Genomic DNA, 20,859 nt, shown 5'->3' on the forward strand with positions numbered 1-20,859 from the left:
CGGTCTCACCGCGACCGGATGATGAGGCGCTCGTTTTATGCGAGTTGAGGTCTTGTATCGTGAGAAGACGCCGTAAGCCCGAGCGATATCGCCACTCGGGCTAGCTTTGCTGGTTCAGGAAATTAGCAAGCCATGAAACTTTACGCTGAAGCTCGTCGTCTGCTGAAACCTGATCATTGTCGCTGGTCCCGGCGAGATAGAGATCCATGATCCAGCCCGAGCATTGCTCGGTGGTCAGGTGCGCGCGCTGGATCTCGAGCATGGGTGCGAAAGCCTGCTGGCTCATGAATTCATCGCCCAGCATCGCGCTGAGCAGGTTGCCGGCGACTCGGTAGCAGTGGCTCTGATCGGCGAAAAGGTTTCTGTCCTGGAAGAAAAATCCCAACGCGCACACGCTTGAATAACCGGCTTCGTCATCGCGCCAGGTCATCATCCTGGCAGTTTCGAAAGGGTTGCCAGGCTGATTGATTCGAGCGAGCGCGTCACGGATGCGGGGGAACTCGCGGACTTCCGGTATCGCGTCGATCTGCTTTGGATCATCCACGAGTCGTTGATACGGGTACGCTTCTCCGTTCTCACTGTCTTCCGCGCTGTACGGAATGTTGACGCTGCCGTCATCCAGGCTGAGGCGCAGTTCGACTCGGTTATCCATGTGTTCTCCAGGCGTTGAGACCGCGCCAGATTATCAGGAAGTCCAGAAGCGATGTCACTGGACAGTGCTACGCGGCTTGGGCGTGAGCGTCATCCTCGTCAGCGAAGCGGAATCGGCGGCTTCGTGTGTTCGTGTTCAATTTGCCCGAGGCAGACGCGCCAGCCAGCGCTGAACGAGGGCCGTCATGCCGCCCGCCACCGGCGTACACAGAATCCACGGCAGGGCGAGCAGGGCGATGCTCAGCGCACCCATATAGACGTCGCTGAACCAGTGCGCGCCGACCATGATTCGTGGGGCGCTCAACAGCAGCACGAAGGCGATGCTCCATCCCGCCGTGCGCCGATCGGCGAAGCGCAGCATGAAGCCGGCAAAGATCATCAGCATCAAACCGTGATCGCCGGGAAAACTGTTCGATGCCGAGTCCTTGGTTGAAATCGAGACGATGTCGGTCAGATGGGCCGCGTGTGCGAAGAAACGCGTCGGACTGGGGTGGCCGTAGGTAATCGCCTTATTGGTCACCACTGCGATCATCCCGGCTGTCAGCAGCATGGTCACACCGATACCGAGCCAGCGCCGCCATCGATCAGGCCGCGGGTCTCGGCGCATGGCGACGGTGAACAACACGCCCATGACGCCGAACGAGGCGGCGTCGAAGAATCGAGTATTGAGCAGCGCCAGCAGATCGTCCCATAGACCGTTTTCCGGCGTGATCCAGTGGTTGAAGGTCCAGAAGATCCGATCGTCCAGATCGGTCCAGGGCAACCCATGGGGTAGCGCCCAACTCAGGAGCAGGACCAGCCCGGTCAGATTGAGCCCCAGCACGCGTTTCCACTGCATGTTCATGAGTCATGTCTCTCGCAAGAGGATTCGTCTGCGAGAATTATAATTTAAGATACACATAAGGAACAGTGTTCTAAAACTTATCGCCTGTCGTGCCGCCTGCCGTGCCGATGGGCACAACCGGTTTGACTGCCTTCCAACCTGGCTCGAAACGAAAAAGCCCCCGACGAATGGTCGAGGGCTCGAGGCGCGGTGGCAGCGACAGTGTCAGCCGTCGTGTTGAGCGAGTTGCTTTATAGAGCGGCGATCTTGATGCGCTGTTCGACCAGCACTTGGCGTGCTGCCTGATACTCCTTGAGCTTGCCGCGCTCCTTCTCGACCACGGCTTCCGGCGCCTTGGCGGTAAAGCTTTCGTTGCCGAGCTTCTTCTCGATGCCGGTGATCAGCTTGTCCTGCTTGTCGATCTCCTTGGCGAGGCGCGCAAGCTCGGCGTCCTTGTCGATCAGGTCGGCCATCGGCACCAGCACTTCCATGTCGCCGACCAGTTGCGTCGCCGACAGCGGTGCCTGCTCGGGATCGTCGAGCCAGGTCACGCTCTCGAGCTTGGCCAGTTTGGAAAGGAACAGGCGGTTGGCCTCGAGACGCTCGCGGTCGCCGGCCTTGCCCTTGGTCAGCAGAGCGTCCAGCGGCTTGCCGGGGGCGATGTTCATTTCGGCGCGGATGTTACGCACCGCGACGATCACGCCCTTGAGCCATTCGATGTCGCGAATCGACTGCTCGTCGATACGTGAGGCATCCGCTTCCGGCCACGGCTGCGTCATCAGGCTGTCGTCATCCTTCGACCGGGTGCCGGCCAGCGGGGCGACGCGCTGCCAGATCTCCTCACTGATGAACGGCATCATCGGGTGAGCCAGACGCAGGATGACTTCGAGAACGCGGACCAGCGTGCGGCGGGTGCCGCGCTTGGCCTCGACGGAGGCGTTTTCGTCCCACAGTACCGGCTTGGAAAGCTCCAGATACCAGTCGCAGTACTCGTTCCAGACGAAGTCGTAGAGCGCCTGGGAGGCGTGGTCGAAGCGGTACTCTTCCAGCGCCTTGGTGACCTGGGCTTCGGTCTGCTGCAGGCGCGAGATGATCCAGCGGTCGGCCAATGACAGCTCGACGCTCTCGCCGGCGCGGCCGACATCCTGGTCTTCGGCGTTCATCAGCACGTAGCGCGAGGCGTTCCACAGCTTGTTGCAGAAGTTGCGATAGCCGTCGAGTCGGCCCATGTCGAACTTGACGTCGCGCCCGGTGGTCGCCAGCGACAGGAAGGTGTAGCGCAGCGCATCGGTGCCATGGGATTCGATGCCGTCGGGGAACTCGCTACGGGTCGCTTTCTCGATCGCGCGGGCCTTCTGCGGCTGCATCATGTTGCCGGTCCGTTTGGCGACCAGCGTTTCCAGGTCGATGCCGTCGATCAGGTCGATGGGGTCGAGCACGTTGCCCTTGGACTTGGACATCTTCTGACCCTGGGCGTCGCGCACCAGGCCGTGGACGTAGACGGTCTTGAACGGCACCTCGCCGGTAAAGTGGCCGGTGAGCATGATCATCCGTGCGACCCAGAAGAAGATGATGTCGAAACCCGTGACCAGCACGCTGGTCGAGTGGAAGGTCTCGAGCTCAGGCGTCTTTTCCGGCCAGCCCAGGGTGCCGAAGGTCCACAGCCCCGAGCTGAACCAGGTGTCGAGCACGTCGTCGTCCTGGGTCAGCGTCACGTCGGCCGCGATCTCGTGTTTGTCGCGGGCTTCCTGTTCGGTGCGGGCGACGTAGACCTTGCCCTCGGCGTCGTACCAGGCCGGAATGCGATGCCCCCACCACAGCTGGCGCGAGATGCACCAGTCCTGCAGATCGCGCATCCAGGCAAAGTACATGTTCTCGTAGTTCTTGGGCACGAACTCGATGTCGCCGTTTTCGACGGCCTCGATCGCCGGCTTGGCCAGCTTTTCGACGGCGACGAACCATTGGTCGGTCAGCAGCGGCTCGATCACGTCGCCGGAGCGATCGCCGTAGGGCAGGGTGTTGGTGACCGTCTCGATCTGCTCGAGCAGGCCGGCGGCGTCCATGTCGGCGACGATCCGCTCACGCGCAACGTAGCGATCCAGCCCGGCGTAGGCCGCCGGCAGGGTGGCGTCGACATCGGGCAGCGGGCGGCCCTGCAGGTCGAACACCTCGGCACGCTCGAGGACGGCGGCATCCTGCGAGAACACGTTGATCAGGGCGTGATCGTGACGCTTGCCGACTTCATAGTCGTTGAAGTCGTGGGCCGGGGTGATCTTGACGCAGCCCGAGCCTTTTTCCATATCGGCATGGTCGTCGGCGATGATCGGAATGCGACGGCCGACCAGCGGGAGCTCGATGAACTTGCCGATCAGCGAGGCGTAGCGCGGATCTTCCGGATTGACCGCCACGCCGGTATCGCCGAGCAGCGTTTCCGGGCGCGTGGTGGCAACGACCAGGTAGTCCTTGCCATCCGCGGTCCTGGCGCCATCGGCCAGCGGGTAGCGGAAGTGCCAGAACTGGCCCTGCTGCTCGCGGTTCTCGACTTCGAGATCGGAAATCGCGGTATGCAGCGTCGGGTCCCAGTTGACCAGGCGCTTGCCGCGATAGATCAGGCCCTCGTCATGCAGGCGCACGAAGACTTCCTGCACCGCCTTGTAGAAGCCGTCGTCCATGGTAAAGCGCTCGCGGCTCCAGTCGACACTGGCACCCATGCGCCGCAGCTGGCGAGTAATGTGCCCGCCGGACTCTTCCTTCCACTCCCAGATCTTGTCGGTGAACGCCTCGCGACCCAGATCGTGACGGGTCTGGCCGGTCTCCGCTGCCAGCTTGCGCTCGACCAGCATCTGGGTGGCGATGCCGGCGTGATCCGTCCCGACCTGCCATAGCGTGTTGTTGCCGCGCATGCGCTTCCAGCGCACCAGCGTGTCCATGATCGTGTCCTGGAAGGCGTGGCCCATGTGCAGGCTGCCGGTCACGTTGGGCGGCGGGATCATGATCGAGAATGGCTCGCCTTCGCCGCTCGGGGCGAAACGGTTGTCGGCTTCCCAGCGTTCGTACCAGCGGGTTTCGATCTGATCGGGTTGGTAGGTCTTGTCCATGGCGGCTATCGGGCTCGAATCGGTGACGACGACACGCGGCACGGCGAAATGCCGCGTAGCGAAAAATGGCGGGGATTATACCTTGTCGATGGCCGCGGAGTCAGGCCGGTGTGTCTGCGCCGAGCGGCGAACCGTCCGGTTATTGCGCTGATCAGAGCTTATGCGCCTCGACGCGATATCCCCGATCCTTGTAGGTCTTCCAGCAGGCGCGCTTGGTGCGCAGCACGTCCTGATGCTGGTTGATGATCTCGGCCACCCGTTCCAGCCGGGAGAACCACTCGGGAATCTCGTAGTTCAGGTTGAGCATCGCCTGCACGCCGGGCTCGGGCACGGCGTCCCAGCCGATCGTCACCGGCGGCGCCGGGTCCATGGCGTCCCCCGCCACCCGGTGGGGGACGTAGCTGTCCTCTCGGAACGTCCACAGCAGCTCGTCTAGCTCTCGCGCCATCGACTCATCCTGGGTATGGATATGCAGCTGATAGCCCTTGCGATAGATCGTCTCCGCCAGACGGCAGGCGAAATTGAGCCGGGCTTCCAGCGTGGTATCGGGCAGGATGTAGAAATCGACTTTGGTCATGACATTCCGTTGATGACGAGCTACGAGCTACGAGCTACGAGCTACGAGCTACGAGCTACGAGCTACGAGCTACGAGCTACGAGCCAGGGTTGCGAGTTACGAGCTACGAGCCAAGGTTGCGAGTTAGCAATGTTACCTGATCCGGCTTTTGATGGCCTAAGCCTCGAGGCCCGAGCGATTGTGAGAGCTAGCCTCAGGCAAGGCGAATCCAGCCAAGCGAGCGCATTTGAGGATTCTTCAGTGCGCATCGCGAAGCTGAATTCAGCATCTCGTCATTGAGTCGGCGTCGAGCGAGATGATTGGCTCCAAGTGAGCCAGAGCGATTGTGCGAGCTAGCCTCAGGCAAGGCGAATCCAGCTAAGCGAGCGCAGTTGAGGGTTCTTCAATGAGCATCGCGAAGCTGGATTCAACGCTGCCTGGGCGACGCGCAGCCAGTCGATGGAGGACTAGACGCCGCCGTCGATGTCGACCAGCGCTCCCGTCGTGAACCCCGCCTCGGCCAGCCACAGAATGCCGTTGGCGATCTCCTCCGGTTCGCCGATGCGACCCATGGGAATCACCGAGCCGGCCACGTCGGGCTTGTCCGGGTTGCCGCCGCTGGCGTGAATGGTGGTGCGGATAACGCCGGGGCGAATGGTGTTGACGCGAATGCCCTCGCCGGCGACTTCCTTCGACAGCCCCTCGGTCATGGTATCGATGGCGCCCTTGGAGGCGGCGTAGTCGACGTATTCACCCGAGCCGCCGAGGTGAGAGGCCGCCGAGCCGATATTGACGATGGCGCCGCCCTTGCCGCCGTGCTTGGTCGACATGCGCTTGATCGCCTCACGCGCACAGATGAACGGGCCGACGACGTTGATCTTCATCATGCGGTCGACGCGCTCGAAGCTCATCTCGTCGACGCGGCTGATCTGGTCGACGATGCCGGCGTTGTTGACCAGCACATCGACGCTTCCCAGCTCGCGGTCGACGGTCTCGAACATGGCGACGATCGCCGCTTCGTCGACGACGTCGGCCTGAATTGCGATCGCGCGGCCGCCGTCGGCTTCGATCTCGGCCACCACCTTGTCGGCAGAGGCCTTGTCACTGCGATAGTTGACCGCCACGGCGTAGCCTTTCTGGGCGGCCATGATGGCCGTTGCTGCGCCGATACCGCGTCCGGCACCGGTAATGATCATCACGGGTTTCATCTGGCTCTCCTCTGGAGATGGGGGTTGGTCGTTGGCCGTGAGCAAGGCCCGACTCAGTCGGCGCGCTCCATGCGGTAAACGGCGCAAAGCTTGTGGCCGTCGAGGTCGCGCACGTAGGCGAGAAACATGTCGCCCATGGCAGTGTGGCGAACGCCCGGCGCGTCCTCGACGGAGGTGCCACCTTGGGCGACGGCGGTATCGTGAAAACGCTGGGCCTGCTCGGCCGAGGAGCAGCGGAAGGCGAAGGTGCTGCCGTTGCCCACCGTGGCGGGCTGGCCGTCGATCGGTTCGGTGACGCCAAAGGCATTGCCGTCCTGACGGTAGAAGACTCGCTGGATCCCCTTGCGTTCGCCAAGCTGGCCTTCAGCGATATCCAGCGTGCCCAGAACGGCGTCGTAGAAGCGCTTGGCGCGGGCGATATCGTTGGTTCCGATCATGACGTGGCTGAACATGCGTCTCTCCTTGGTGAAGCGAAGGCTACAAGCACAATGACCGCCCAAGAGGCGGTCATTGTCGCTCGAGCCGGCGCTCGGGCATTCAGTGTAGGTCGGAATCAGGCCAGTCGCATCAGCCAGCCGCGAGTGTCTTCGCTGCGGCCGTACTGGATATCCAGCAGGCGCTTGCGCAGCTTGGCGCTGACCGCTTCGCCTTCGATCGGCGGCGTCACGATGCGATCGTTCTCGGTCACCAGCTGGCCGATCTGGGTAATGACTGCGGCGGTGCCGCAGGCGAAGACTTCGACGATTTCGCCGCTGGCCACGCCATCTCGCCATTCGTCGATACTGATCGGCCGCTCTTCCGGCGTCAGACCAGCGTCACGGGCCAGCTCCAGAATGGAGTCGCGGGTGACACCTTCCAGAATGGTCCCGGTCAGCGCCGGTGTGACCAGGCGCCCGTCACGGTAGACGAAGAACAGGTTCATGCCGCCCAGCTCTTCGATCCACTTGTTTTCCGCCGCATCGAGAAACGCGACCTGATCGCAGCCATGGCTTTCGGCCTCGGCCTGAGCCAGTAGCGACGCGGCGTAGTTGCCACCGCACTTGGCGAATCCGGTGCCGCCGGGCGCAGCACGGTTATAGTGCTGGGACAGCCAGATCGAGACCGGCTTGCCGCCGCCCTTGAAGTAGGCCGCAGCCGGCGAGGCGATCAGATAGTAGTCGACCTCGGCCGCCGGCTTGACGCCCAGCGACTTGCCGTTACCGATCATGAACGGGCGCAGGTAGAGGCTGCACTCTTCGGCTTCGTTCTGCGGCGTCGGCACCCAGTCGGCGTCCTGGGCGACCAGGGTCTTGAGCGAGCCCAGGAAGGTCTCGTCATCGAGTTCCGGCAGGGCCAGACGCCGGGCGGAAGCGCGGAAGCGGGCTGCGTTCTTCTCGGGACGGAAGGTCCAGACCGAGCCGTCGGCATGGCGGTAGGCCTTGATGCCTTCGAAGATCTCCTGACCGTAGTGCAGCACCGGCGATGCCGGGTCGATCAGCAGCGGCCCGTAGGGACGAATCTCGCCGCGCTGCCAGCCACCGGTCTTGGTCCAGCGCACGTGTACCATGTGATCGGTGAAGTAGCGGCCGAAGCCCGGGTTGGCAAGAATCTCGTTGCGCAGAGTGGCATCGAGCGGATTGGAGGAAAGGCGGGCTTCGAAACCTGAAGTGGACACTGCGACTTCTCCTGACAGTCCATGATGCCTGGCGACTCGTGGGGCGACAGGCGGTCGGTGACTTCGGTTGGGAGCCGCCCGTCGCAGCGACGGGCAGCGGATCATTTAAATTAGCACGCAAAGCGTTGGCTGCGAAGAGGGCGCCCGGGCTTATCCTTCGGCCCCCTCCGCGAAGACTGTCGGTACCGATCAGGCTTCCTGCGTCACCACCAGCTCGCTTTCGCGGTCCAGCAGGTAACGGGTCAGCAGGCCTACCGGGCGGCCGCTGGCGCCTTTCTGCTTGCCGCTATCCCAGCCAGTGCCGGCGATATCGAGATGCGCCCACGGGTACTTGTCGGCGAAGCGTGACAGAAAGCACGCGGCGGTGATGGCGCCCGCCGGGCGCCCTCCGATATTGGCGAGGTCGGCGAAGTTGGAATCCAGCTGCTGCTGATAGTCGTCCCACAGCGGCATGTGCCAGGCGCGATCCCAGGACGCTTCGCCGGCCTCGAGCAGATCCAGCGCCAGATCGTCATCGTTGGAAAACAGCCCGCTGGCGTGATCGCCCAGCGCGATCATGCAGGCGCCGGTCAGGGTGGCGATATCGACGACGCTGGCCGGATCGAAACGCTCCGCATAGGTCAGCGCGTCACACAGCACCAGGCGACCTTCGGCATCGGTATTGAGAATCTCGACGGTCAGCCCCTTGAGCGTGGTGACGATGTCGCCGGGCTTGATCGCGCGGCCGTCAGGCATGTTCTCGGCGCTGGCAACGATCGCCACCACGTTGAGCTTCGGTTTCAGAGCGATGAGGCTCTTCATAGTGCCGAACACGCTGGCGGCGCCGCACATGTCGAATTTCATCTCGTCCATACCGGCGCCCGCCTTGAGCGAAATGCCGCCGGTGTCGAAGGTGATGCCCTTGCCGACCAGAACGTGAGGCGATTCTTCGGCGTCGTCGGCGCCCTGATACTTCATCACGATCAGCTTGGAGGGCTCGGCGCTGCCACGACCCACGGCCAGCAGCGAATGCGCGCCCAGCGTTTCCAGTTCGGCCTCGTCGAGGATCTCGACTTCCAGCGAGCCGGCGGATTCCGCGGCCAGCGTCTCGGCCTGATTGGCGAGATAGGTGGGCGTGCAGATATTGCCGGGCAGGTTGCCCAGGGTGCGGGCGAGGTTGACACCGTCACCCAGGGCGGCGCCGATGCGGGCACCGGCCTTGGCGTTGTCCGCCTGATTGGCATCGCCCACCAGCAGTTCGATCCTGTCGAGCTGGGGCGCGGCCGGTGAGGTCGACTTGCACTGGGTAAAGCGATAGACCGCGCGGGTTGCCGACTCCAGCGTCATCTGCGCTTTCCAGGCGGTATCGCGATCCTCGACCTCGGCATCGTCGAAGGCCACGGCAGCGCTGTCGACCGGCAGCTTGGCCAGCGCGGTAAAGGCGGCGTCGAGCGATTTGCGCAGAGCGCCTTCGTTGAACGTCTCGCGCTTGCCGAGACCGACCAGCAACAGCCGCTCGGCGGCAAGACCCGGCGCGAACGGGATCAGCTGAACATTGGCCAGCTCCGGGGTGAAATCGCCGCGTTCGACGAGTTGCGCGATCAAGCGTTCGCTGGCGTCATCCAGCTTGGCGGCGGCGGACAGCAGGTCGCCATCCTGAAACAGCGGCACGACTAGGCAGGCTGTTTCGACCTTGGCCGGATTGACGGTCAGTACGGAAAATTCCATGTCGTCTCCAATGAACGATTGAGCTGGCTTCGCGTCACATGCCTGTCGCTGACGAGACAAGGGCGCGCGGATTCTGGATAATGCCGGCACGTTGCCGGCGGCTAGTGTTTCTCAGTTTACGCAAAGCAGTGCCGCATTGCATGGACTGGCCACCTGCGTTGACATGGACGCAGGCCGGCAGGGAAGCCATTTCGGGAGACACTTTTGATCATCTTTCGTTATCTGACACGCGAGATACTCATCACCATGGCCGCCGTTGCCGGCGTGCTGCTGTTGGTGATCATGGGCAACCGCTTTATTCACTACTTTACCGATGTGGCGCAAGGGGACTTCCCCGCACGTCTTCTCGGCACATTGATGCTGTATCAGTTGCCTAACTCCATACAGCTACTGCTGCCGCTGGCATTCTTTCTGGCCATCATGCTCACTTACGGCCAGCTCTATCTCAACAGCGAAATCACCGTACTGATGGCGTGTGGCGTCAGCCCGCGCAAATTGTTGCATGTGACATTGTGGCCGGCCGGAATCGTGGCCGTGCTGGTGGGCGCCTGCAGTCTGTGGTTGACACCGGCCGGCTTGGTACACAATGAGAGCATGCTGGATGATCAAAAGCAGAACGCCGATTTCAGTACGCTGACGCCCGGGCGTTTCCAGGAGCTTGGTGATCTTACCGTATACGCCGAATCGATCAGCGGCGACGCCAGCGGCATGCAAAACCTGTTAATCGCCGAGCAGGAAGAACAGGCCAACGGCCCGCCCAGAGAAACCCTTACGCGTGCCCAGAGCGGCTACCAGGCCAACGATCCTGAGACCGGCAGCCGTTATCTGGTTCTCGATAACGGTTACCGTTACAGCGTCGTACCGGGCAATGCGGCGAGTGATCGCTTGCAGTTCGAGACCTATGCCATCCGCCTCGCCGAGGCCGCTACGACGACGCAATACGACGATGTGGAACTGTTGTCCACGCCGGCGCTGCTTGCCAGTGATGATCTGGAGGCCCTCGGGGCGCTGCAGTGGCGGTCCAGTCTGCCCTTGATGGTGCTTATCCTGACCCTGATCGCGCTCCCGCTATCACGCGCCAACCCGCGCCAGGGCCGCTTCGCCAAGCTGTTGCCAGCGATCTTTATTTATATCAGCTACATGAGTCTGCTGCTGGCGGCCCAGGATGCAATCAGCGGCGGGCGTCTTCCGGTGGCGGTGGGCATGTGGCCAATTCACGGGTTTTTTCTGCTGATCGGCGTTTGGTTGATCAGCCGTGGCGGTGCACTAAGGGGACGTAGCTGATGTTCGATCGTTTAGACCGCTATATCGCCCGCAACGTGCTGATGGCGATGCTGGTCGTGCAGGTACTACTGCTCGGGCTCGATCTGGTGATCAACTACATCACTGATCTCGGCGATGTCAAAGGCAGCTACGGCGCCCTGCAGGTGTTTCTCTATACAGCGATGCGCTTGCCATGGCGCTTTTATCAATATGCCCCGGTCAGCGTACTGATCGGCGCGTTGATCGGCCTGGGGGCGATGGCCTCAAGCAACGAGCTGACCGTGATGCGCGCCGCCGGATACTCTTTGAGTCGCATCATCTGGGGCGTAATAAAGCCGCTGGTGATCGTGATCGTGATCACCATGGCGGTTGGTGAATATGCGGCGCCGTTGACCGAGCAGTACGCCAAGTCTTGGCGCGCCGAGCTCAAACAGGGGGAGGGTGTTGCCGATCGCGGCGGCGGCTGGCAGCGCGAAGGCGACAGCTTCTATCGCTTCGGCTCGATCCGCACCGACAATACCCTGATCGATATCACCCGTTATCGCTACGACGGGGTCCGGCTGATCTCGGCCACCCACGCCGATCGCGCAGTTCTCAACGGCGATCAGTGGCAGCTCAAGAACGTGCGCACCACGCGTTTCGAGGCGAATCGCACGGTGGCCGAAACTCACAAGAGCGAACCGTGGGACACGTCTCTTGACCCTGAGTTGCTGCGCCTGATCATCACCAACCCGGATAGCCAATCGATGGGCGATCTGTGGCGCTATGCGCATTACCTCGGCGATCAGGGGCTGGCGGCCACCGACTCCTGGCTTTATTTCTGGCAGAAGCTGCTGCTGCCGCTGATGCTCGCTTCATTGGTGCTGGTGGCGGCCTCGTTCGTGTTCGGGCCGCTCAGGACCGTGGCGGCCGGCACGCGGGTGTTCTACGGCACGATTGTCGGGCTGTCATTTAAATATATACAGGACTTGCTGGCGCCGGCAGCGACGATCTTCGGTTTCTCGCCGATTTGGGCGATTCTGACGCCAACTCTGGCCTGCTTTGCCTTGGGCTTCGTGCTGCTCAGGAGGGCAGGGTAAGCCCAGGAACGCCAGGCGACTGCCTGGCGTTCCTGCATGGCGACCGTCAGGCTTTCCGGTATTTCCTCTGATATTCCCCTTGGTATTTATCCGGCGATAGTCACTTTGCATGCTGACTTCGCTGGGCTTTCTGTCTGTCGCTTGAAATTCATACGACACACGAAATTGACATTTCGGCGTGCCTGCTAATGTCCCGTGCGTTATATTAAGGAAATATTAAAAAACGGCGTTCGCAAGTAAGAAAAGCCAAGAGATGCATTCTTTGCAGGGAGAAAAGACATGCGATGGTTAAGGCCACGCTGCTTATCCGCTCGGTTCGAGGGGCCAATGACATTTTCCAATTCGGGATGGCGCTGGTGGCTTGCCGATGGGCGTGCAGCACTACCTGCCCGGACGATCGATCATTACTTCCGTACCGGTGACTCGTCCGATATTACGCTACTCCGTGAGAAAGCGGTGAAATCGCGTCGCTTCTATCGTATCGCGCCGACGACCTCACCAGAATCACCGCAGTATTTTGCCAAGCAGATGGCACTGCTACCGCGCAAGCGCTTAGGCGCACTGCTAGGTCGGAGCAACCCCTTGGTAGGGTACAGCCATGGCACGGCGGAACTGTTATACAACCTGACCTTGAACGAGCAGACTGCTCACGGTGTCAGAACTTTTACTTTCGGTGAGTATTTCCGTCGTGGTCTGCCTGTTCAGCAGGTACTGCTGCAGGAATATCTGGTGGATTGGCAGCCGTTCGATGCTGCCTGGAGGTTGCATGAAAATGATGCAATACGGCGTGGAATGTTGCTGTTACAACTTTTCGACCTGCTTGTGTCTCTGCGTGATGCCGGCATCACGCATCTCGATCTTCATCCCGGCAATGTCATGGTTTCACCCGGTCCGCAGGTACCCCTACGGGCAATCGACTGCGGGCAGATGAGCCTGCTGGCCAACCCCTCCCTTTCGGCCGCACTGCACCTCGGGGTGTTTCTGCATGAGTTCAACGGCAAACGTAACTCGCCGTCATCGCAGCTTGAGGGTAGCGCCCTCAAGCTGCTGCACGGGCTTGTGGGCGCCGAAGCCGATTTCGCCATCGCCGAACGGTTGTTGCCGCTGCTAGTGCGTCATTCGACCAAAAAGCCATTCTCAAGGCGTCGTCTGCTAAGGCGCGCGCCTGAACATCTCAAACTGGACGCCATCGAGAAGCAACTACATGAACTGCCACAGCGCCGCCGTCTGTCGACGCTTGCCACTCGTGCGCCCGGCGTCGACAGTATTCAGGAACGGCAGCTGACTGCCTCCATCGATGAAATGATGACCAAGACGCGCTGAAGGAATGGGGTCATGCCGCACCCGTCAGCAGCCCCTTGAATTTATTGGTCAATCGCTTGAATGGTCGGCGTTCGTTGATGATTACGATAAAAACTTTGCGATAGCGTCCCGGCGGGCAGCTGATCTCGCGTACGCCGTGCCAGGAATTGCCTCGCCGGGTAAACAGAAAGCTGTAGTTGCCCATCGCATGGGATTCGGTAGCGCTATCGAAATCCTCGAACGCCGGTGCGCTTTTACTGTCGAAACGGCCATTGTCGTCGAGCACAACGGTTTGCCCACCCCATTCGGCCTGCCAGTCATCTTCGTCATTGAAGTAGAAAATGTGCGATCCCACTTTTTCGCGAGCGTCACAGTGTGGCGAAACCGAGCAACTGGCTGGCGTATAGTGCCAGTGAAAGCGCAGGCTGAAGGCATCGGTGCCGAGCATGCGTGCCATGAACTGCCGATAGTGCGGGCCTTGCAGCTCCTGCATGAAGGCTTGCCAGGAGGGCGAAAGCTCAAGATCCGGTGAATATTCCAGCGCCAGGCGGTCGTGGGGTTGCTGACCGTAACGGCGCGCCTTGCCGAACACTTCCTGGAAGTGCTCGGCAGCGGGCAGACTGCCACGCAATGCCGCATATCCTTCGTCGGTCAGCAGACCGGCCGGATTGGCCCATGGGTAGGGTTGCTGCTGCTGGAACGCTTGGGCATCCATGCGCTCCAGCGCGTCGAAATCTAGATAGCGCATAACGTGTTCCTTCCTTCAATAATCACTGATGATCAGGTCTGCCTTCTGGCGGGCCATTGATGGGAGTGCCTGTACGACATCAGGCTCTCAGGCGTCGCAACAGAGTCGCGGGTAAGCGTCGGGTCAGCGGTGAGCGCATCAGGCGCAGATAGGCACCTGCCCCGATGTGACAGCGCGCATGCCAGCAAAGCTCTGCCCAGCGCTCGGTCATGATCCGTATCAGCGCTTCGGGAACGTAACGCTGGCTAAGGCGATTGGCGACATCGAGCTGGACCAGCCACTGTTCGGCCCAGTCGAGATATTCGTCGTTCAGCGCCGCGCCGAGGCGCTTTGGTCGCGCCAGCGCATAATGTCGCTCAAGGTCTTCTACGCTCGGTGATATGCCTATCTCATCTAACGCACGGCGACAGATCGCCCGTTTGCGGTCGCGCCCCAGCGTGTCGGTCTGCTTAGTGAAGCGGCCGTCGTGTTCACGTCCACACACGAGAATATCACCGAGATTGGCCATCCGCTGCGTTCGCGACAGCCGTTGATGCAATTCGTAGTCCTGGCAGCGCGGAAAATCCTCACTGTAGCGCTGCTCGCGGAGAATAGCGGTGCGCGCCATGATCGTACGGTTGGTCAGCGCGCAGTAGAACGCTAGACTGGCGGCCACATCATCGGCAGCTAATGGCTGGCGCCGCACGCGCTTGAGACGCTGTCCCTCTCCGTCCATGAAATCGCAGGCGCTGCCGATCTGCACCAGCTCCGGATGACGGTCCAAGGTCTCGACCTGGCGGGCAAGCCGATTCGGCCAGGCGATGTCATCACTGTCGAGCAGGGCGATATATTCGCCTCGGGCCAGTTCCAGCCCGCGATTGCGGGTGGCTGGAATACCCAGGTTGCGTGAATTGCTTTCCACGCGTAAACGCGGATCTCGATAGCTTGACAATACCTCAAGCGTCTCATCGGTCGAACCGTCATCGACAATCAACAGTTCGAAATCCTCGAACGTCTGCGTCAGTATGCTGTCGACGGCCGTTGTGATGTAGCGTTGGCGGTTATGGACCGGAATAAAGACCGTTACGCGCGGCGTGCTCATCGGCGCTCCTGCCAGTAATGCTCGCCGGCCCGCTCGCGAATTTTCTCTACCGTGGCACTCACTTCATCGGAGACTGCGATGCGCTGACAGCGTGGCGCGGTAGTGTTCGGTGTCTCGCTCGATACATTGCGGGCATCCTCAACTAAATTGCGCATGGCGAGTACATTGTGCAGGCGCTCGACGTTGCGCGTTGCGGATACCAGCCCCAGGCAGAAGGCGCGGTCATAAAGTCGGCCTTTCCAGTCCTGCTGGCGATGAGTGCCGCGATTGCCAGTCGCCTGCGTGCGCCCATGCATGAACGCTTCCAGTCGTTGTCCCAAGCGATGCCATGACTTTGTCGACATGTCGAGCGTGAAAGCATGCACTGGTTTCCCGGTACGAATGGCTTCGGCCTGCATCGATACGCTGTCACCGGAAACGATGAATTCATCACACAGGGCCAGATAGGCACGGTAGGGGTTGGTGGCGCCGTTGTCGCTGTGCCAGGCGTAGCGATGGCAGGGTACATTGATGCTGGCAAAAAAAGCGTCTGCTGCGCAAGGTGTGGTACGTGGGCTGGTAGTGATCATCAGCGAACCACCGCGGGCTCTAGCCAGACGACAGGCAGCTTCGGCCATCGCACGGGCGGTCGCATCATCGAAGTGCTGTGTCGTTGTCGCACCGCCGATCAGCACGCCGATATGTGGTCGGGGAAGACCATCGAAGCTACCTTGCCAATGCGCGGCGGCCTGCTCAAGCGCTGCAGGATCCGGTGTATTGAGCGGCAGAATGTTGTGGACAATATTGTCTCGGGCCGGCAAGCCATACTGGGGTGTGGTAATGACCAGATCAAACCAGTTCAGTGGTGAACGCGGCCGGCCCAGAACGATCAACTGTGTACGGCCTCCCGACTGCTGCTTGATCCAGCGTGCGGCATTGACACTGCGCCAGCCGGTGCTCAGGATCAGGTCAGGCCAGGGTGGCTGGAGACGATCGGAACGCGCCTGATCGACATTGGCAAGCGAGGGCTTATCGAATAGTGAAGGCTTCCGCGTGACCTGTTTAAAGCTCAGTCTTTTCTCCTCGCTCGGCCAGCCCAGACGCTGCGCGAGCAACTGTAGTTGGGCATTGTCGCCTTGATGCTTGCCCAGCAATTGCCATACTCGCGGCTCTCGGCCATTCCCCCCGCGTGCGCCGGTCAGTCCCGATTGAGAACACTCCAGCTCGCTGATGCCTTCCCGCTGAATATCGAGATGCCAGACGAGATCGGGATGAGCGCGGCTGATCCGCCGCAGCTGCTCGCGCCACCAGTGGGTGCGGTAGAAGGGTAGATCATCGACGCGCCGGGGATCAGGGAGCTGAAGACCGATATAAAGTAAACGTCGCGCGCGCTGAGCCACTTCCTCCCCAAACCAATGAACGTCTTCGGCGGGAAGATGTTCGAACACACCCGTCACTGCAACGCCGTCAAAGATGCTGTCGTCCGGGGCGTCACGTTCGGGGTGCCAGGTCTGGCTGGCCTCGATGCTCAGCGGCGATGATGCTGTGATCTGCCGAGCGGGCCGGCACCATAGCAGCGAGGAGGTGTTGCACTCGCTCGCCAGCAGGGCGGCTCGGGGGCTGCTGCTCAGCGCTTCATTGGCGTCACCAAGTGTTCCGAGCGTATGCAACGACTGCTCGAACCAGGGGCTGGGCGAGTGACGCGAAAATGGCCCGTAGTTGAGAGTATCCGCCTCCTGCTCCAGTCTGTGCCACAGGTCTCCCAATGCATTGGGGTGATAGGAATAAACGCGCGGTGTTGGCTGCCAGGGCTGCTGGTGCAGCGCCGTGTAGTGCAGCACATGAGTCCGACCATGCTCATATTCTTCGTCGCGTGCGTTCCAGTGACCGTCGAGTTCGCCCCACAGGCCGGGCTGTTCCGCTGGCGTGTTGGTCAGCGCCTTCTTGTCGGCATGTCTGGCTTGCTCGAGGTTCCACCACTGCGCCATGCGGGCGCAATCCATCACCATGACCGAGGTGTCCTTGGCAGAAATGGCGAGATAGCCATGGTCGTCCATGGGCAGATCGAACAGTTCGGCGGGATCGGTAAAATAGATCTGGTCAACATCGTTATAGATGGCGCGGCCCTCACGACCGGCGAAATCGGGAATCGCGAAACGGTAGTTGGTGAAGCCGGTTCGCCATTTGGATTGATCGAAGCCGACGATGTCCTTCATCAGATAGATGCGATACTCCCGGGCGGGATCGCGTACGCGCTCGATCGAATAAAAAAATATGCGCTGGGCTCTTACTTGGGCTTTCTCGGTGCCCAAGAAAATGCATACAGGGGGGCGCGGTGACGGTTCGGAAGTCAACGCTGGCAATACTACGCAGTGGGGCTGGTGCGAAGTGTCGGCGCGTTCGACCCGAATCGGCCGAGCGGCGATAGATAAAATTTCTTCGTCGAGAGATGAAGCATTGCTGGTCACCGGATAATCCCCTTCACTAGGCGCGCCTAAACGATTTATTGCCATGCTACACCACGGTAGGTTAAAGAAACTGATCTTGCCCAGCGTTGGTGGACACCGGCTTGAGCGATCATTCGGGCCTCGAAGGCCTCCGGACTGATCACCCCGAGGGAACTGTGCCGGCGCAGCCGGTTGTCGTCCGACTCGAGATATCCGAACACTCGCCGACGCATCGTCTCTCCGCAGTGTACTGTTTTAACGAGTTGTTCACCGTTGGTGGGCAAGATCACCGTGAGTCGACAGACGATCGGGCAACAAAATCTCGAGAAATTCATTGGCGCTGCGTTTTAGGCTGAACATATTGGCATGCTGTATCAACAAGTGAGACGGCAGGGGAGCCGAAAGCGTATCTCGCATGGCATTGGCCAGCGCATCTACGTTGCCGACAGGGGACAGGCAACCATATTTACCGTTGGCAAGTATTTCATCCGGACCGCTGGGACAGTCGGTTGAAACGACGGGGCAGCCACAGGCAAGCGCCTGAATCAGCACTCCGGGCAGGCCCTCATAATTGGACGACAGTACGAACAATGCTGCACGGGCAAAGTAGGCATAGGGATTGTCAACGAAGCCAGGCAGGGAAATGTCTTCGCTGATTCCAAGCTCATCACCCAGTGCTTCCAAAGCTGCTCTGTCGTCCCCCTCTCCTAATATGATCAGGCGTGCTGGGTACTGGGTGCGTAATAGAGCGAAAGCGCGCAGCAATAATTTAAAGTTTTTCTGCGTAACAAGACGCCCGGCTGCAACAATGACTGGACTTGTGGCCGGAGCGGAAAGCCACGGGTGTGAAGGCAATTCCGTGGCCAGTTTCGCTATCTGTGGTGTGACGGTTGGGTTGTATATCGTCTGGACAGTCTGTCGCGCCAGTCCAGTAGTGATGACTAAATCATCGGCAACGCCATTGGAAACGGCAACGATGCGGTCAGCATACGGATAGCTGTGCGCGATCAGCGGCGCCACATATCGCCAGCGCCATTTTTTCGTATTGGCAATGGTCACCGATAGCTGAGTACGTTCGCTCACGATGATACGTGTCGAGACACCTGCCAGTTGTTTTGCCCAGATTGCCAGCAGGTTGGTGTGCGTCTTGGCTGCCAGAAGCGCATCCGGACGAGTCGTGACGAGATAATGCACCAGATCGGGCAAATAGCGTTGGACGGGGGCAGGCTTGCGTGACAACAGGGCCGGGTATGCCAGGCTAGACAGCCCCTTTGGAAAAAATCGCATTAATTGCCAGCGCACAACCCATGGATTGCTCGGAGCCAGCGTCACGATACGGACACCTTTCGGTACGGCATTGACATAGGCCCCTTCATGGCGACACAGCACCAGGTCGACATCATGGCCACGCTTTATGAACTCACCGGCCAGATGCAGTATCGAACGGCCGACTCCGCCAGCCACTAGCGAAGGCAGTAACAAGGCGATTTTTGATTTCACGCTCACGGTTAGGGCTCAGGCAGGTTGATGTAAAAGGCCGCTGTCTTTGACCTGTTCCAGCTGTCCCCGTTCGAGGCGATAGACCCGATCGGCAGCGTGCATCAACGCTGGCTGATGCGAGACGGCAAAGATGGTGAGTTCGCTCTTGAGGCTCTGCAGGGTCTTGCTGATTGTCGCTTCCGCTTCCATGTCGAGAGCGCTGGTTGCTTCATCGAGAATCAGCAGCTTGGGGCGGTGGGCCAGGGCGCGGGCAATGACGATACGCTGACGCTGACCGCCCGACAGTCGTGAACCGCGCTCGCCGACCGAGCCATGAATCCCCTCTGGCATCTGGCTGACGAATGCCCAGGCATCGGCCTGACACAGGGCGCGTTCGGCGTCCGCCTCGGTCAGCGTGGGATCGCCTAGCGTCACGTTGGCGAGCACGCTGTCATGCAGCAGCAGCGTTTCCTGCGGCACATAGCCGATCAGGCGGCGCCAGGCGAGCCGATCGATCCGCTCGATCGGCACACCGTCGATCCGCACCTGGCCGGCGCTGGGCTCGAGCAGCATGCAGAGGATATCGAGCAGGGTGGTCTTGCCGGCGCCGGAGGGGCCGATCAAGGTCGTGAACGAGCGCGCCGGGATGGTCAGGTCGGTCGCGTTCAGTATCGCTTGGTCGCCATAGTGGAAACGGACCTTCTCGAAGGTAATCTCACGCTCGAGGGTCGGGTGCAGGTCGCCGCTGACCGGCTCGGCGTTATCACGTGCCGCCTGGACCGCATCCTTCAGCGCCCAGTAGGCGCTCTCCTGAGTCTGCATCTGCTGGTAGCGCCGCTGCAGTTGATTGAGTTGCATCACCACGCGCGCCAGCAGAAACACCATCACCATCACCGACGGCAGCGAAAGCCCCCACACGACCAGGGCAAGATAGAGGCCAACGGCCACGAACAGCGTCAGGATCGGCTCCTGGATGGCCTTCATCCCCTCGCGGGCCAACACCTGACGCTCCATGGCGCGATTGAGCTTGTGGGTCTGGCGCCGCAGCAGCGCATCGGCGACATCGTAGCGCGCCATCGCCTTGAGCGGTTTGACCGAGCCTAGCGTATCGGTCAGGCGTGACAGCAGTTCACGCATCAACCGGGTCTGTTTCTTGCCGGCGCGCTTGGAGGCGCGTACCAGCCGATACAACATGACCGACATCAGCACGCCAAGCACCAGCGAGACCATGGTCGCCTGCCAGCCGATCATCAGTGCGACGATGGCATAGACGACCACCTGGATGAACAGTGAAATGACGTTGGCACAGTGTTCGTAGCCGGTGGCGGCACGAGTGGCCTCGGTGGCCACCGAGTTGGCCATGCCGCCGGTGGGTTGGCGCAGGTAATGCTCCCAGCGGCTGGCCAGCAGCGAATGGATCAGTTCGAGACGCAGATCGGTGGCGACCCGGGCGACGGTATAGCCGACCTGGCGGTTGGCGAGCAGAACCAGTGCGCTCTTGACCGTCATGCCGATGACGATGATCGCCAGGATTACGCCGACGGTGGTCGGCAGCCCAATGGCCTCCATGACGCCAAGCACCTTTTGCGAGAAAGCGTTAGGGTGCTCGTTCTGCCCCAGCGCCACCGATAGCAGCGGCAATACCGTGGTCAGACCGATCCCTTCGGCGATGCCCGCAAATAGCAGGCAGATCAACATGATGACGGTGCGTTGAGGATAGAGGCGAAAGAATGCAAAAAGCAGACGCATATGCGATCCGTGGGCGGTCTCGACGACCGCCGGTG

Annotated in this window: 16 protein-coding genes; 3 read left to right on the forward strand and 13 right to left on the reverse strand. The window is 60.9% G+C overall.

The window, feature by feature from the left end; genetic code table 11:
* Nucleotides 1-100 precede the first annotated feature (100 nt).
* The 8 genes from ACUN9V_RS01385 to ACUN9V_RS01420 all read right to left on the reverse strand — a co-directional run bounded on the left by ACUN9V_RS01385 (nt 101) and on the right by ACUN9V_RS01420 (nt 9,697).
* Entirely contained in the window at nt 101-652 is a 552-nt protein-coding gene (locus ACUN9V_RS01385) for a hypothetical protein (RefSeq protein ID WP_445510070.1), read from the reverse strand.
* Nucleotides 653-787: 135 nt separating this feature from the next.
* Nucleotides 788-1,495, reverse strand: coding sequence for a phosphatase PAP2 family protein (locus ACUN9V_RS01390; RefSeq protein ID WP_445510071.1), 708 nt, complete (start codon nt 1,493-1,495; stop codon nt 788-790).
* A 230-nt stretch (nt 1,496-1,725) separates the two neighbouring features.
* A complete protein-coding gene (locus tag ACUN9V_RS01395) occupies nt 1,726-4,572 on the reverse strand; it encodes a valine--tRNA ligase (RefSeq protein WP_445510072.1) in 2,847 nt (948 codons plus the stop codon).
* Nucleotides 4,573-4,723: 151 nt separating this feature from the next.
* Nucleotides 4,724-5,149: a DNA polymerase III subunit chi gene (locus ACUN9V_RS01400; protein WP_445510073.1), complete on the reverse strand. Its 426-nt coding sequence runs from the start codon at nt 5,147-5,149 to the stop codon at nt 4,724-4,726.
* 446 nt (nt 5,150-5,595) lie between these two features.
* A complete protein-coding gene (locus tag ACUN9V_RS01405) occupies nt 5,596-6,336 on the reverse strand; it encodes an SDR family oxidoreductase (RefSeq protein WP_445510074.1) in 741 nt (246 codons plus the stop codon).
* 53 nt (nt 6,337-6,389) lie between these two features.
* Nucleotides 6,390-6,788, reverse strand: coding sequence for a VOC family protein (locus ACUN9V_RS01410; RefSeq protein WP_445510075.1), 399 nt, complete (start codon nt 6,786-6,788; stop codon nt 6,390-6,392).
* Nucleotides 6,789-6,889: 101 nt separating this feature from the next.
* Nucleotides 6,890-7,990 carry a branched-chain amino acid aminotransferase gene (locus ACUN9V_RS01415; protein ID WP_075562685.1) on the reverse strand — a complete coding sequence of 367 codons (1,101 nt, stop codon included), beginning with the start codon at nt 7,988-7,990 and terminating at the stop codon, nt 6,890-6,892.
* Nucleotides 7,991-8,179: 189 nt separating this feature from the next.
* Nucleotides 8,180-9,697: a leucyl aminopeptidase gene (locus tag ACUN9V_RS01420; RefSeq protein WP_445510076.1), complete on the reverse strand. Its 1,518-nt coding sequence runs from the start codon at nt 9,695-9,697 to the stop codon at nt 8,180-8,182.
* Between the two features lie 204 nt (nt 9,698-9,901).
* On the opposite strand from ACUN9V_RS01420, the gene lptF reads away from it, so the two are divergent.
* The 3 genes from lptF to ACUN9V_RS01435 all read left to right on the forward strand — a co-directional run bounded on the left by lptF (nt 9,902) and on the right by ACUN9V_RS01435 (nt 13,362).
* Nucleotides 9,902-10,981, forward strand: a complete 1,080-nt coding sequence (gene lptF / locus ACUN9V_RS01425) for an LPS export ABC transporter permease LptF (RefSeq protein ID WP_445510077.1) — start codon at nt 9,902-9,904, stop codon at nt 10,979-10,981.
* Nucleotides 10,978-12,039 carry an LPS export ABC transporter permease LptG gene (gene lptG, locus ACUN9V_RS01430; RefSeq protein ID WP_445510357.1) on the forward strand — a complete coding sequence of 354 codons (1,062 nt, stop codon included), beginning with the start codon at nt 10,978-10,980 and terminating at the stop codon, nt 12,037-12,039. The genes lptF and lptG overlap by 4 nt, the downstream gene beginning before the upstream one ends.
* A gap of 327 nt (nt 12,040-12,366) precedes the next feature.
* On the forward strand, nt 12,367-13,362 hold the full coding sequence (locus ACUN9V_RS01435; protein WP_445510078.1) for a hypothetical protein: 996 nt from the start codon (nt 12,367-12,369) through the stop codon (nt 13,360-13,362).
* Between the two features lie 10 nt (nt 13,363-13,372).
* On the opposite strand, the gene ACUN9V_RS01440 is transcribed toward ACUN9V_RS01435, so the two are convergent.
* From ACUN9V_RS01440 to ACUN9V_RS01460, 5 genes are all read right to left on the reverse strand, one after another.
* Nucleotides 13,373-14,089, reverse strand: coding sequence for a hypothetical protein (locus tag ACUN9V_RS01440; protein WP_445510079.1), 717 nt, complete (start codon nt 14,087-14,089; stop codon nt 13,373-13,375).
* 79 nt (nt 14,090-14,168) lie between these two features.
* Entirely contained in the window at nt 14,169-15,170 is a 1,002-nt protein-coding gene (locus ACUN9V_RS01445) for a glycosyltransferase family 2 protein (protein WP_445510080.1), read from the reverse strand.
* Nucleotides 15,167-17,365 carry an ELM1/GtrOC1 family putative glycosyltransferase gene (locus tag ACUN9V_RS01450; RefSeq protein WP_445510081.1) on the reverse strand — a complete coding sequence of 733 codons (2,199 nt, stop codon included), beginning with the start codon at nt 17,363-17,365 and terminating at the stop codon, nt 15,167-15,169. Before ACUN9V_RS01450 ends, ACUN9V_RS01445 begins: the two co-directional genes overlap by 4 nt.
* Before the next feature lie 498 nt (nt 17,366-17,863).
* On the reverse strand, nt 17,864-19,102 hold the full coding sequence (locus ACUN9V_RS01455; RefSeq protein ID WP_445510082.1) for a glycosyltransferase: 1,239 nt from the start codon (nt 19,100-19,102) through the stop codon (nt 17,864-17,866).
* Nucleotides 19,103-19,111: 9 nt separating this feature from the next.
* The gene (locus tag ACUN9V_RS01460; RefSeq protein WP_445510083.1) at nt 19,112-20,824 is read right to left on the reverse strand and encodes an ABC transporter ATP-binding protein; all 1,713 of its coding nucleotides are present in this window, start codon (nt 20,822-20,824) and stop codon (nt 19,112-19,114) included.
* Between the last annotated feature and the right edge of the window lie 35 nt (nt 20,825-20,859).

This window comes from Salinicola sp. V024, assembly GCF_052645315.1.